The sequence below is a fragment of the Nonomuraea solani genome, from assembly GCF_900108335.1.
GTDB lineage: Bacteria > Actinomycetota > Actinomycetes > Streptosporangiales > Streptosporangiaceae > Nonomuraea > Nonomuraea solani.
Map to the genome: position 1 here is coordinate 287,160 of NZ_FNVT01000013.1, position 13,686 is coordinate 300,845.

The window sequence follows — 13,686 nt, forward strand, 5'->3', positions numbered from 1 at the left end:
GGGTCCGGCACATGCACATCCTCGCCACCGAGGGCCTGACCAAGCGCTTCCCCACCGTCACCGCGATCGATGAGCTCACGGTCACCGTGGGGCCCGGCGTGACCGGTCTGGTCGGAGCGAACGGCGCGGGAAAGTCGACGCTGATCAAGATCCTGCTCGGCCTGTTGCCGCCGAGCGGCGGCACCGCCCGGGTCCTCGACCTGGACATCGCCGGCCAGGGCGCCGAGATCCGCAGGCTCGTCGGCTACATGCCCGAGCACGAATGCCTTCCCCCCGACGTCTCCGCCACCGAGTTGGTCGTCCACTTCGCGCGCATGTCCGGGCTGCCCCGAACCGCCGCGCGTGAGCGCGCCGCCGACGTCCTGCGCCATGTCGGCCTGGCCGAAGAGCGCTACCGCGCGATCGGCGGCTACTCCACCGGCATGAAGCAGCGCGTCAAGCTGGCCCAGGCCCTCGTGCACGACCCCAAACTGATCTTCCTCGACGAGCCCACCAACGGGCTCGACCCCCGCGGCCGCGACGAGATGCTGACGCTGATCAGGCGCATCGGCACCGAGTTCGGCATCAGCGTGCTCGTCACCTCCCACCTGCTGGGTGAGCTGGAGCGCATCTGCGACCACGTGATCGTCATCGACGCCGGGCGGCTGCTGCGCTCGTCGGCGATCGGCGAGTTCACCCAGGGCACGCAGACCGTGACGGTGGAGGTCGACGAGGGCCTCGACGGCCTGTCCGCCCGGCTGGCCGCCGACGGCCAGACCGTCTCCCAGCAGGGACGCATGCTGGTGGTCAAGGTGCTCGGCCCTGAGACGTTCGACGCGATCCGCGACGCCGCCGTCGACCTCGACCTCTGCCTGATCCGCCTCGAAGAGGGACGCCACCGCATCGAGGACGTCTTCAGGGACGAGGTGGCCCATGTCTGAGATCTACGACATCGGCTATCGCCACTACGACGGCCCCCGGCTCGGCCGCGGCCACTCCACCAGGGCGCTGCTCGTGCACACCCTGCGCGGCATCTTCGGCCTGGGCCGCCCGGCGCGCAGCAAGATCATCCCGTTCGCCCTGGTCGGCATCATGATCCTGCCCGCCGTCGTGAGCATCGCCATGATGGCCCTGATCAAGCAGATCGGCATCCCCTACAGCGGGTTCGCCGTCGTCATGCAGGCCGTGGTGGCGATCTTCCTGGCCGCGCAGGCGCCCACGGTGGTCGCCCCCGACCTGCGCTACCGCACCCTGCCCCTCTACCTGTCACGGCCCGTCTCGATCACCGAGTACGTGGGCGCCAAGGTGACGGCGATGGCCGTGGCGGTGTTCGCGCTGATCGCGGTGCCGCTCACACTCACCTACGTGGGTGAGCTGGTCGTGGACATGCCCGGCCCGCCGGCCACCGGCGAATACGCCGGTGCCATGCTCACGGCCGCGCTGCTGGCGGTGCTGCTGTCGTCGTTCGGGCTGGCGCTGGCCTCGCTCACGCCGCGGCGCGGGCTCGGCGTGGCGTCGGTGATCACCGTCTACCTGCTGGCGTCCGCCTCGGTGCCGCTGATCTACGCCACGCTGTCCTCGACGGGCAACGAGAGCGCCGCCGCCTGGGCGTGGCTGATCAACCCGTTCTGGCTGACGGACTCCGTACAGGTGTGGTTGTTCAACACCCCGCCACACTCCATCGAGGGCGGCGCCTATCCCAGCGGCCCGGCCTCCGCGCTGGTCCTGGTGCTGCTGATCGGCGCCGGTCTCGCCGCCCTGGCGCTGCGCTACAGGAAGGCGGCCGCGCGGTGAAGATCGAGCTCTCGCAGGTGTCCCGCTGGTACGGCAACGTGGTCGCCGTCAACGACGTGACGATGACGATCGGCCCGGGCGTCACCGGCCTGCTCGGCCCCAACGGCGCGGGCAAGTCGACGCTCCTGCACATGATGGCCGGCTTCCTGGCCCCGTCGGGCGGCTCGGTCACGCTGGACGGCACGACGGTGTGGAAGAACCACCAGATTTACCGAAATATCGGCTTAGTTCCGGAACGGGAGGGCGTGTACGGCTTCCTGACCGGCTGGCAGTTCGTGCTCTCCGCCGCCCGCCTCCACAACCTCTCCGACCCCGAACAGGCCGCCCGCAAGGCCCTGGCCACGGTGGAGATGGAGGAGCCGAAGGACCGCCGGGTGGAGACGTACTCGAAGGGCATGCGCCAGCGCGTCAAGGTGGCGGCGGCGCTCGTCCACGACCCGGCCGTGCTGCTGCTCGACGAGCCGTTCAACGGCATGGACCCCCGCCAGCGCCTGCACCTCATGGACCTGATCCAGCGCATGGGCGCGGACGGCAGGACCATCCTGTTCAGCTCCCACATCCTGGAGGAGGTCGAACGGGTCGCCCAGCACATCGAGGTGCTCGTGGCGGGGCGGCACGCGGCGTCCGGCAACTTCCGCGAGATCCGCCGGCTGATGACCGACCGGCCGCACCTGTTCATGATCCGATCCAGTGACGACCGGCGGCTGGCCGCCGCGCTCGTCCGCGACGAGTCGACCGGCGGCATCACGCTGCGCCCCGACGGGCTGGAGGTCCAGGCCACCGAGTTCCGCCGGTTCGCCAAGCTGCTCCCCCGGGTCGCCAAGGCCGAGGGCGTACGCCTGCACCAGGTCTCCCCGGCGGACGAAGACCTGGAGAGCGTCTTCTCCTACCTGATCAACAGGAGCACCTGATGAACACCGTGGTAGCGGGCATCACCTACCGTGCCCTGCTGGGCCGCCGGCGCATCGTCCTGCTCCTGCTGCTCCCGCTCGCCCTGATCGGCCTGGCCGTGCTGCTGCGCGTGTTCGGCGCCACCGACCAGCGCACGGCCGTGGAGCTGATGACGAGCTTCGCCATCGGCACCATGCTCCCGTTGCTGGGCCTGATCGCGGGCACGGGCGTCATCGCCCCGGAGATCGACGACGGGACGATCCTGCACCTGATGTCCAAGCCGATCTCGCGCCCGGTCATCGCCCAGACGAAGTTCCTGGTGGCGGCCTCGCTGCTGGCGATCTTCGCGGCCGTCCCGACCTACGTGGCGGCCTGGATCCTGCTCGGCAACGAGGACGGCATCGCCACCGGGTTCGCCGTGGGCTCGCTGGTGGCCGGCATCGCGTACGCCGCCGTCTTCCTGCTGCTCGGCGTCGTCACCCGGCACGCGGTCACGATCGGCGTCATCTACGCGCTGGTCTGGGAGAGCCTGGTGGGCAACCTGCTCGTCGGTGCCCGCAAGTTCTCGATCCAGCGATGGGGGCAGTCGATCGCCGACCAGATCTCCGGCTCGCCGTTCTTCCAGTCGGACGTCACGCTGAGCTTCGCCGTACCGGCGCTGATCATCGTCACTGTGGGCGCGGTCTTCCTGGCCGGTCAGCGGCTGCGCTCGTTCTCCCTCACGGGCGACGAATAAACCAAAACGGCGGCCCGCGGGATCACCCGCGGGCCGCCGTTCGTGTTCGTGTTCAGACGCAGGCTGTACGCACCACGTCGGCCAGCCGCCCCGCGACCTGCGTGGCGTGCTCCTCCGACGCGGCCTCGACCATGACCCGGATCATCGGCTCGGTCCCGCTCGGCCTGATCAGGACCCGGCCCGTCTCCCCCAGCTCCGCCTCCGCCTGCGCGACGGCGGCCACGAGCTCGGGCACGGACGACTTGCCCCGGTCCACGTCCTTGACGTTGATCAGGATCTGCGGCAGCGGCGTCATCACCGCGGCCAGCTCCTTCAGCGGCACGCCCGACTTGGCCACCACGCCCAGCAGATGGAGCGAGGTGAGCAGGCCGTCGCCCGTGGTGGCGTGGTCGAGCATGATGACGTGCCCCGACTGCTCGCCGCCCAGGTTGAAGCCGTCGGACTTCATCCGCTCCAGCACGTAGCGGTCGCCCACCGCGGTCTCCACCACGGTGATGCCCGCCTCGCGCATGGCCAGCTTGAAGCCCAGGTTGGACATCACGGTCGCGACCACGGTGTCCTTGGACAGCAGGCCCTCGCCGTGCATGGCGGCGGCCAGGATGGCCATGATGTGGTCACCGTCGATGATCGCGCCCGTGTGGTCGACGGCCAGGCAGCGGTCGGCGTCGCCGTCGTAGGCCACGCCCAGGTCGGCCCCGCGCGACACGACCACCTGCCGGAGCTTGTCCATGTGGGTGGAGCCGTGGCCGGCGTTGATGTTCAGGCCGTCCGGCCTGGCACCGATGGCCTCGACCCGCGCTCCCGCCCGGACCAGCGCCTCGGGCGCCACCATGTGGGCGGCCCCGTGGGCACAGTCGACCACGATGTTGAGACCGTCGAGGGCCCCGTTGAGCGTGGTCAGCACGTGGGAGATGTAGCGGTCGGCCTCCCCGTACGCGTCGCGCACCCGGCCCACGCCGGAGCCGACGGGGAAGCTCCACTTCTCGCCCAGCCGTCGCTCGATCTCGTCCTCGACCACGTCGGACAGCTTGAAGCCGCCGCGGGCCAGGAACTTGATGCCGTTGTCGGGCGCCGCGTTGTGCGAGGCCGACAACATGACGCCGAGGTCGGCGCCGAGCGCGGCGGTGAGGTGGGCGACGGCCGGGGTGGGCAGCACGCCGAGGCGCAGCACGTCCACTCCAGACGCCGCGAGGCCGGCGACCACTGCGGCCTCGAGAAATTCTCCCGAGGCACGCGGGTCCCGGCCTACGACCGCTACCGGACGGCGTCCGGTAGCGGCGAACGCGCCCGCATCGCCGAGGATGTGCGCCGCCGCCACGGACAGGTCCATGGCGAGCTGCGCCGTGAGGTCGCGACCAGCGACCCCACGTACCCCGTCGGTGCCGAAAAGGCGCGCCAATTTAGCGCTTGCTGTACTGCGGAGCCTTACGGGCCTTCTTGAGACCGTACTTCTTCCGCTCCGTGGCGCGAGCGTCACGGGTGAGGAAGCCGGCCTTCTTCAGCGGCGGGCGGTTGACCTCGACGTCCAGGATCGCCAGGGCGCGGGACAGGCCCATGCGCAGCGCGCCGGCCTGACCGGTCACGCCGCCGCCGTCGATGCGCGCGATGATGTCGAACGCCTCTTCGGCACCGAGCACCACGAAGGGCTCGTTGACGATCTGCTGGTGGACCTTGTTCGGGAAGTAGGCGTCCAGCGAACGACCGTTGATCGTCCACTTACCGGTGCCGGGGACGATGCGCACGCGGGCGATCGCCTCCTTGCGGCGGCCGGTGCCGTACGAGTTGCCCGTGGTGACGGGCTTACGCACGGGAGCGTCAGCGCTGGCGGTGGACTCGGTGGTGTATTCGGACGGGAACTCCTCGCCGGAGAAGTCCTCCACCTCGGCCGTCTCGACGACCGTCTCGACACCAGTGGGCTCAGCCACGGTTCTCCTCTAAATCTTTCGAACTACTACTGGGCGATCTGGGTGATCTCGAACGGCACCGGCTGCTGGGCCTGGTGCGGGTGATCAGAACCCGCGTAGACCTTCAGCTTCTTGGCCATCTGCCGGCCGAGGGAGTTCTTCGGCAGCATGCCCTTGACGGCCTTCTCGACTGCCTTGTCGGGACGCTTGTCCATGAGCTCGCCATAGCTGACGGAACGCAGACCGCCCGGGTAACCGGAGTGGCGGTACGCCTTCTTCTGCTCACGCTTGTTGCCACTCAGCGCGATCTTGCCGGCGTTGATGACGATGACGAAGTCACCAGTGTCGACGTGGTTGGCAAAGATCGGCTTGTGCTTGCCGCGGAGCAGGATCGCGACGTGGCTGGCCAGCCGGCCCAGCACGACATCGGTCGCGTCGATGACGTACCACTGACGCTGGACGTCGGCGGGCTTCGGTGAGTACGTGCGCACGGTCGTAGCCTTCTTTATGCTCGCGTCTTCGGCGCTGTCGGATGCGACAGCTACATTGGTCGGTCGGTGCGGGCACACGACGGCCCGGACCTTCCGTCTCCTCAGCATGGGAGATGACGCCGGACGCGCCGCGCAATGGTCACGTTGGACCCGTGCACACAACGAACCTAAGCTACCCGCCCGGAGGCGTGCTGGTCAAAAGACCGGTAACCAACCAGGAGTCTACCTGACCTCAGAACGGTTCGGTTTCGTTTCCCTGGGACCCCTTCTTTCTCAGGACCAGACATCCCTATCGTTGGTGTCGGTATGTGGCAGAACTCTCACACCCGGCAAAACCAGCGTGGCCCTCGGCGCCGGAGTCGCCTGGGTGTGCTGACCTGCCTCATGGCGGTGCTGTTCACCGGCGTACTGATCGGCCGGCTCGCCGGCGACGCCGAACCCGCCCGCCACGTCTACCTCAACGAAACGGCCCCACCGGCGGCCGCCACGGCCAACCCCGCGCCGACCACCAAGCAGCGGGTGCAGCCGCAGGCCGAGCGGATTCCGCGGGGGATCACCACCAGGAAGGTGCCGCACGGCTCGGCCGCGCCCACGCCGTCCAAGACGCCGCGGGACCAGATTCCCGGCTTCAACACGCAGGACGACCCTTCGGTGGTGCTCGGCGACGAGCAGGGCGTCGACTCCGGGGTGCAGGTGCTCGCGGGGCTGGGGTCCCGGGTCGTCTCGCTGACCAACGCCGCGCGGGCCAGGTACGGGTGCGGGCCGCTGAGGGTGAACGATGGGCTTACGCGGTCGGCTCGTACACATTCGCTGGAGATGGCCCGTACCGGGCAACTCGCCCACAACTCCCCAGACGGCTCTTCTCCTTGGGATCGCATGGAACGGGCCGGCTACCTCTTCGGCGCCGCCGAGAACATCGGTGCCGGGTACAACACGCCTGAAGAGGCCGTACGCGGCTGGATGGACAGCCGCGACCACCGCAAGAACATCCTGAACTGCCGCCTGAAGGCCATCGGCGTGGGCGTCGCGTCCGGCCCCGGCGGACCATGGTGGACACAGGACTTCGGAACCCAATGACGAACATCACGGTAATGTCGCCGCATGGTTTCCAACGGCCATGACGAACGCGAGAACGGCAAGGGCGGCGCCCCACCAGGTACGGGCGGCGCTCCCTATGGGATGGGCGGCGGCCCGCGGGAGCCAGGCAGCGCTTTCCGGCCCGCAGGGCCCTCACCTGCCGCGGGAGGCACTCCTAACGGGGGCGGCTTCTTCAGCGGCGACTCCTTCAACACCCCTGCCGACGACCCGCCCAGCGGCCCGTTCGGCGACCCGTCTGACGGCCCATCTGGCGACCCGTCTGGCGGCGACCCCTTCGACGGCCCCTCCGGCAGAGGTCTCTCCGGCGGCGACCCGCTCACCGACCCCCTCGGCGGCCCGACCGGCGGAAGCCGACGCGGCGGGAGCAACCCCTTCGATGACTCGCCCAACAACGGCGGCTCCTTCGGTAGCGACCCGCTCACCGACCCACTCGGCGGCCCAACCGGCAGAGGCCGACGCGGCGGAAGCGACCCCCTGAGCGGCCCATCCAACGACGGCGGCTCCTTCGGCAGCCCCTCCGGCGGCGACCCGCTCAACGACCCCCTCGGCAGCCCGACCCGCGGAAACCGACGCGGTGGGAGCGATCCCTTTGGCGGCACGCCCAGCGGCGGCGCCCCGATCGGCGGAAACCGACCTGGCGGGAGCGACCCCTTCAACGACCCGCCCAACGACGGCGGCTCCTTCGGCAGCGACCCACTCGGCGGCCCCACCGGCGGAAACCGACGCGGCGGAGGCGACCCCCTGAGCGGCCCATCCAACGGCGGCAGCCCCTCCGGCGGCGACCCGCTCAACGACCCCCTCGGCAGCCCGGCCGGCAGAAACCGGCCTGGCGGAAGCATCCCCCTAGGCGCTCCGATCGGCGACGGCCGACCTGGCGGACGCGACCCCTTCGACGGGCCGCCCAACGGCGGCGACTTCTTCGGCGGCGGCGCGCCCCGGGGCGACTCTTTCGGTGGCCCACCCAACGGCGGCGGCCCGGCTGGCAGAGGACGACCAGGCGGTGGCCCGTCCGACGGGGGCGACCCCTTCAGCGGTCCATCCGGCGGACGTCGGTCCGGTGAAGGCCCTTCCGGTGACAACTCCGGTGGCGGCAACTTCTTCGGCGGCCCGTCCGGCGGAGGGCGACCTGGCGGAGACGACCCCTTTGGCGGCCCACCCGGCAGAGGCCGACCAGGCGGCGGCCCCGGCGGCCCCTCCGGCGGAGGCCCTTCCGGTGGTGGCCCCGGTGGCCCCTCCAGCGGCGGCCCATCCGGGGGAGGTCCCTCCGATGGCGGCGGCTTCTTCGGCGGTGGCCCGTCCGATGGAGGGCGACCTGGCAGAAGGCGGTCCGGCGGTGACGACCCCTTTGGCGGCCCGTCCGGCGGAGGCCGAGCCGGCGGAGGCCCCTCGGGCGGCCGAGGTCCTTCCGGTGGCCCAGGTCCCTCCGGCGGCGATCCCTTCAGGGGTGACCCCTTCGCAGGTGGATCTTTCGGCAACGCGCCCGGCAGCGGACCGCCACCCGGCGGACCCGGAGGACCCGGTGGTGGACCGTCCGGTGACGAGCCTCCCTCGGGCCGTAAGGGCCGCCGTGGCCGCAAGGACCGGGACGCCGACGACGACCCCCTGAAGCCGGACGGCAAGAAGGCGGGCGCCGACAAGTCGGATGCCGACCAGCCGGGCGGCGAGAAGTCCGGAGGCCGGAAGGCCAAGAAGGCGGAAAAGGCGGAGTCACAGAAGACGGCCGCCCCCCAGAGCAGAGTCGGCTGGAGCCCCTACGACGAGGATTCCCGCTCGCGCGCCCCGCTGTGGTTCGCGCTCGGCGGTGTCCTGGTGCTCGGCCTGCTCGGCGGCGGTCTGGCCCTGATGTGGAACGCCGACCCGCCCGTCACCGCCGAGACCGAGACCCCGCGCCAGACCTCGGCCCCGCTGCCGTCGGTCCCGCCCGGCAAGTTCGGCTTCGCCACCAACCGCAGCACCGACCCCGAACCGATCACGGTCAAGGAGGTCTTCGGCAAGAAGAAGAAGTTCACGGTGTCGGGCCGCTCGTACGAGATGACGATCACCAGCAAGGACAAGAAGTGCAACGACGGCGCCCTCGGGGACACCCTGCAGAAGGCGCTCAAGTCCGCCAAGTGCAACCAGTTCCTGCGCGCCAGCTTCCGTGACAAGGCCGGCAAGGTCATCGGTACGGTCGGCGTGGCCAACCTCAGCACCGGCAAGAACGCCAGCAAGGTGGCCAAGGCGGGCAACACCAAGAACTACGTCAAGCCGCTGGCGGGCAAGGACACCGTCACCAAGTTCCTCGGCTCGGGCAGTGGTGGCGCCAGGGTGTCCACGTATGGCCACTTCGCCATCTTGGTCTGGTTCCAGAACAAGGACGGCACGAAACCCGACTCGAAGGGCTCGAAGCGGATCGCCGAAGCCATCAACGACATCACCAAGGCGACCGTGTTCACGGCTCTGGACAACCGTTCGCTCACCGGAAACCCCGCGAGCTAAAACGGCTTTGTGTGGCTTATGGGGCCAAAGAGCTCGGCTGTTGCCTCTGGGAACGCCCATACCGACATAACGATCTCGCTACTCTCGCTAGGCTCCAGCTATGCGTGGCCAGGAACCCGGGTCTGAGCACGATCGCAGGGAAGCCGACCGCTCGGCTACTCCCGCGACGCCACCGCCGAGCTTCGGCCAGACCAGCGGGCGAGACGTTCCACCGGCGTACCCCCTTTCCGATGAGGCAGCGGACGCCGAGCCGCGCCCTGCCATTCCCATTTTCCAGGGATCGCCACCCGATCTCCCCGACCCGACGGAGCCGCCCGGCGCCCAGCCATGGGAGGTCCCGGCCGACGAGGCCGCCCCCTACGACTGGTTCGCCGACGACGCCCACACGGACCCCGGCCATTCCCCCAGCACCAACCCACCCCACACCCCCTCAACCCACCCCCACAGCAACAACCCCCACCCCATCCGCAACACCCCGGGCCTGTCACAGCCCGACCAAACCCGCCCGGCCCACCTCCACGCCGCCGACCTCCACGCCGTCGACTCCCCCCGACCGGCCGACCTCCACGGCGCCGGCTCCCCCGAACCGGACGCAACCCGGCCGGGCCACCTCCACGACGCCAGCCCATGGCTCCGCGACCGAACTCAGGCCGACGGTCCCGGCCTCACCGACCCATCGCGGCCCGAGCTACCACGACCAGGTCTCCACGACACCGGGCCATCGCACGCCGACCAAACCCGGCCCGGTCACCTCCACGAGGCCAACCCCTGGCACCCCGACCGAACCCGGCCCGGCGCTCCCGGCGACGCCGACCCGTCACAGCCCGACCAGACCCGCCCCGGCCGCCTCCACGACGCCCTGCCACCGCAGTCGGGGCGCGCCCAGAACGAGCAACCGGGGCCGTTCGAGCCCGGTCCGCTGCCCGGACGAACTCACGGCCCAAGCCCCTGGGACCAGCCCGAGACCCCCGGCCGTCGGCCAACCGACCCCGAACAGTCCTCAGGCCGCTGGCCGGTCGGCCCCGAACAGCCGAGTCACTGGTCCGCCGGGACCGACGAGCCAAGCCACTGGCCGACCGGCCCCCAGGAGCAGGACCGCTGGTCGGCCAACTCCGAGGAGCCGGGCCGCTGGCCGGCCGAGCCCGGGGAGCCGAGCCGCTGGTCGGCCGAACGCGAGGAGCCGAGCCGCTTGCCGATCGAGCCCGGGGAGCCGGGCCACTGGCCGGCCGAACAAGGGGAGCCGAGCCGCTTGCCGATCGAGCCCGGGAAGCCAGCCCACTGGCCGGCCGAACAAGGGGAGCCAGGTCGTTGGCCGGTTGAGTCCGAGCGGTCGGCTGCACCCCAGGAGCCGGGCCCCTGGTCAGCCGAGTCCGAGCAGTCGGCTGAGTCCCAGCCCGGTCGCTGGTCGGCTGGGGCTGAGGAGCCGGGGCGGTGGCCGGTTGAGCCTGTGGTGCCTGGTGCGCCGTCGTGGGAGCCGCCGCCGGCGTTCACTGCCGCCGCCGCAGGCATGCCCGTGTGGCCGGCGCCCCTCACCGATCCGCATGCCATGCCGCCCTGGCCCGCCGCCACGGGTGAGCTGGAGGCCGAGCCGGACAGCGACGAGCCGAGCCTCCCCCCGCCCTTCGATCCGAACGCCACCAACCCGGAGGGCTTCACCCTCCCGGCGCCCTTCTTCAACCCCGACGCCACCAACCATTTCGACGCCGACGCCACCAACCGGGCACTGACCCGCCCCGAAGCGCCGCAACCCGGCACACCCGACGCCGACGCCCCCCAGCAGGCCATACCCGGCGCGCTCCCTCCCCACGCCGGCGCCCCCCAGCAGGCCGCGCCCGGGACACTCCCTCCCGGCGCCATCTCCTCGAACGCACCCGCGTCCGGAGTTCATGCGGCCGGCGCCTTCTCAGGCCCGCCCGCACCCGGCACCACCCCGGCCGGCGACTCCCCGGGCTCACCCGCTCCCGGCACTCCCCCACCCGGAGCGCCCACGTCAGGTCCGCCGCAGTCGGGCGCCACGCCGTCAAGCGCCGCCCCATCTGCTCCGTCCCAGTCAGGCACCACGTCGTCGATAGCCGCCGCCCTGTCTGGCCGGTCCCAGTCGGACCCGTCCCAGCCCAACGCCCTCCCGTCCGGCGCCCCTGCGTCCGGCGGCCCAGCGTCAAGTCCGCCCCAGCCAGGAAACGCCCATCCCAGCGATTTCCACCCCGGTGACGCCCAATCCGGAGACACCCTGCCGGGAGATATCCGGCCAAAAGACACCCAGCCAAGGGATACTGGCGGCGCCCCAACCCCGAAGGCCCCAGAGCACCACAAGGGCCCTCACCTGTCAGCCCCCGTGGCGGCCGATCACGCCGTACCCGATCAGGCCGACCCCCAGTCGTTCACCCACGAGGACATCACCCGCCCAGCGGCGAAGTCCCCAGACGCCACCCAACCGGCCCACTACTTCGACCCCGACGCCGCCAAGCACGACGCCAAGCAGGACGCCACGGCGAACCCGCACCACAACCCATCCGCCCACCCCCCGGAGCCAGGCGACGTACCCGTCTGGCCCCCCATCCCCCCGACCGGTGACAAACTGCCCGAGCTGCCGTTCCCCAGAGAGACTTGGGGCCAGAAGCCAACGACCTCGCTCAACCTGCCCACACCCCCCGGAGGTAGCCCGGCCTTCCCACCTGGAGCGTTCAAACAACCCCCGTTCCAGACCCCACCCCCGCCCCCAGCCCCCCCGGGCAAGAGCAAACGGGCTCTGTTCGTGACGCTGGGCGCGCTGGCCCTGGCCGGCGTGGCGACCGGTGGCTTCTTCGCCTACCAGGCCGTGAACAAGCCCACCACGGCCGCCGCCCGCCCGTCCGCCCCCGCGCGAACGGAGGCGCCGAGCACCCTTCCGTCCACAGACGGGGCGGGAACGTCGATGCTCAACTCCGAGCAGACCGACCCGCAGAAGTTGTCGCTGTCGGAGGCGTTCCCGAAGAAGAAGGTGACGGCGGAGGGCACGACGTTCACCCGGGTCAAGGCCCACATGGAGACGACCTGCGACAAGGCCGCCATGGGCGCGTTCGCCGACGCGCTGAAGGCGCAGAAGTGCAGCCGTGTCCTGCGCGCCACCTACGTGGACGCCAAGCGCCGCTACGCCGTCACCACGGGCATCGCCGTGCTTCCCGACAAGGACGCCGCCGCCACCGCCGACCAGGCCAAGGACCTGGCGCGCAACGTGTGGTTCCGCCCGCTCCCCGGCGCCGCCGGCTCGGGTGGCGAGCGGGTGCACATTGCGGGCGGGTACGCGGCCGGCCTGGTGTGGGGCCGCTACATCGTCTTCAGCTACGCCACCCACACCGACGGCCACACCCCGAAGGCGGAGGACAAGACGTTGCCCAAGGTCAGCGGCGCGTTCCGGGACCAGACCTCACTCGTTCTCGAACGCCGCATCACCAAGGGCTGACGCAGCGGTACGCACTCGCCGCGTGGCCACGGCCCGCGCGGCGAGTTCCGCCTCCGGCGGGTAACCCACCTCTTCCAGGCACAGCCCGTGCGCGGGCGCCACGTGCACACCGGAGTCGCGTACGGCCCTGGCCAGCACCTCCCCGGGCCACTCCACCGGCCGCCGCCCATCACCGGCGGCCAGCAGCGAGCCGACCAGCGCGCGCACCATCGAGTGGCAGAACGCGTCCGCCACAACGGTGGCCACCAGCACCCCGTCCGGCGAACGTACCCACTCCAGCCGCTGCAACTCCCTGATCGTCGTGGCCCCTTCGCGCTTCTTGCAGAAGGCCGCGAAGTCGTGCTCCCCGAGCAGCCGCGCGGCGGCCGCGTTGAGCGCGCCCAGATCGAGGGGCCGGTTGTGCCAGACCACGTCACGCCGCCGCAGCGGGTCGACGCCTCCCGCCGCGTCGCCCACCCGGTACGCGTACCGCCGGAACATCGCCGAGAATCGCGCGTCAAAGCCCTCAGGAGCCACCGTAACCCGATAAATCCGTACGTCGAGGGGCAGGACACCCCCAAGCCGCCGCACGAGCGCAGCGAGCCGCTCATCGACGCCCAGAGGCCCCCGGTTCCCGTCGAGCTCCCCCAGCGACTCCTCCGGCACGTCCACGTGAGCCACCTGCCCCCGCGCGTGCACCCCGGCATCGGTACGCCCGGCCACGGTCAGCATGACCGGCTCCCCGAGCCGCAGAATCCGCCCGAGCGCCTGCTCGATCTCGCCCTGGACCGTACGCAGCCCAGGCTGCCTGGCCCAGCCGGAGAAGTCGGTGCCGTCGTACCCGAGGTCGAGGCGGAGCCGTACCACGATGATCCTCCCTGGATATGGAAACGG

11 protein-coding genes are annotated in these 13,686 nt (G+C 70.9%); 7 read left to right on the plus strand and 4 right to left on the minus strand.

All coding sequences use genetic code 11. From position 1 onward, the window contains the following. Positions 1 to 11: 11 nt before the first annotated feature. From C4V41_RS38130 to C4V41_RS38145, 4 genes are read left to right on the plus strand one after another with little or no spacing between them, the layout of a single operon-like run. Entirely contained in the window at positions 12 to 920 is a 909-nt protein-coding gene (locus C4V41_RS38130) for an ABC transporter ATP-binding protein (RefSeq protein WP_103960854.1), read from the plus strand. Next, positions 913 to 1,773, plus strand: coding sequence for an ABC transporter permease (locus tag C4V41_RS38135; RefSeq protein ID WP_103960855.1), 861 nt, complete (start codon positions 913 to 915; stop codon positions 1,771 to 1,773). The genes C4V41_RS38130 and C4V41_RS38135 overlap by 8 nt, the downstream gene beginning before the upstream one ends. After that, complete coding sequence (locus C4V41_RS38140; RefSeq protein WP_103960856.1) at positions 1,770 to 2,684, plus strand: ABC transporter ATP-binding protein; 915 nt, start codon at positions 1,770 to 1,772, stop codon at positions 2,682 to 2,684. The genes C4V41_RS38135 and C4V41_RS38140 overlap by 4 nt, the downstream gene beginning before the upstream one ends. After that, on the plus strand, positions 2,684 to 3,400 hold the full coding sequence (locus tag C4V41_RS38145) for an ABC transporter permease subunit (RefSeq protein WP_200824490.1): 717 nt from the start codon (positions 2,684 to 2,686) through the stop codon (positions 3,398 to 3,400). Before C4V41_RS38140 ends, C4V41_RS38145 begins: the two co-directional genes overlap by 1 nt. A 52-nt stretch (positions 3,401 to 3,452) precedes the next feature. Here the strand turns inward: C4V41_RS38145 and glmM are convergent, their stop codons facing one another. From glmM to rplM, 3 genes are read right to left on the minus strand one after another with little or no spacing between them, the layout of a single operon-like run. Further along, positions 3,453 to 4,799: a phosphoglucosamine mutase gene (gene glmM / locus C4V41_RS38150; RefSeq protein ID WP_103960858.1), complete on the minus strand. Its 1,347-nt coding sequence runs from the start codon at positions 4,797 to 4,799 to the stop codon at positions 3,453 to 3,455. A gap of 1 nt (position 4,800) precedes the next feature. Continuing rightward, entirely contained in the window at positions 4,801 to 5,325 is a 525-nt protein-coding gene (gene rpsI / locus C4V41_RS38155; RefSeq protein ID WP_103960859.1) for a 30S ribosomal protein S9, read from the minus strand. Positions 5,326 to 5,351: 26 nt separating this feature from the next. Continuing rightward, the gene (rplM, locus tag C4V41_RS38160; protein WP_103960860.1) at positions 5,352 to 5,795 is read right to left on the minus strand and encodes a 50S ribosomal protein L13; all 444 of its coding nucleotides are present in this window, start codon (positions 5,793 to 5,795) and stop codon (positions 5,352 to 5,354) included. A gap of 369 nt (positions 5,796 to 6,164) precedes the next feature. On the opposite strand from rplM, the gene C4V41_RS38165 reads away from it, so the two are divergent. The 3 genes from C4V41_RS38165 to C4V41_RS61040 all read left to right on the plus strand — a co-directional run bounded on the left by C4V41_RS38165 (position 6,165) and on the right by C4V41_RS61040 (position 12,813). Further along, complete coding sequence (locus C4V41_RS38165) at positions 6,165 to 6,872, plus strand: CAP domain-containing protein (protein WP_160150525.1); 708 nt, start codon at positions 6,165 to 6,167, stop codon at positions 6,870 to 6,872. Between the two features lie 1,830 nt (positions 6,873 to 8,702). Then, entirely contained in the window at positions 8,703 to 9,371 is a 669-nt protein-coding gene (locus C4V41_RS38170) for a hypothetical protein (RefSeq protein ID WP_103960862.1), read from the plus strand. 2,335 nt (positions 9,372 to 11,706) lie between these two features. After that, positions 11,707 to 12,813: a hypothetical protein gene (locus C4V41_RS61040; protein ID WP_146103943.1), complete on the plus strand. Its 1,107-nt coding sequence runs from the start codon at positions 11,707 to 11,709 to the stop codon at positions 12,811 to 12,813. On the opposite strand, the gene truA is transcribed toward C4V41_RS61040, so the two are convergent. Beyond that, entirely contained in the window at positions 12,778 to 13,659 is an 882-nt protein-coding gene (truA, locus tag C4V41_RS38180; RefSeq protein WP_103960864.1) for a tRNA pseudouridine(38-40) synthase TruA, read from the minus strand. The genes C4V41_RS61040 and truA overlap by 36 nt on opposite strands. Positions 13,660 to 13,686: the final 27 nt, after the last annotated feature.

Coding starts and splice junctions, on each gene's coding strand:
- C4V41_RS38130 (WP_103960854.1), top strand. CDS start 12: ATGCACATCCTCGCCACCGAGGGCCTGACCAAGCGCTTCCCCACCGTC.
- C4V41_RS38135 (WP_103960855.1), top strand. CDS start 913: ATGTCTGAGATCTACGACATCGGCTATCGCCACTACGACGGCCCCCGG.
- C4V41_RS38145 (WP_200824490.1), top strand. CDS start 2,684: ATGAACACCGTGGTAGCGGGCATCACCTACCGTGCCCTGCTGGGCCGC.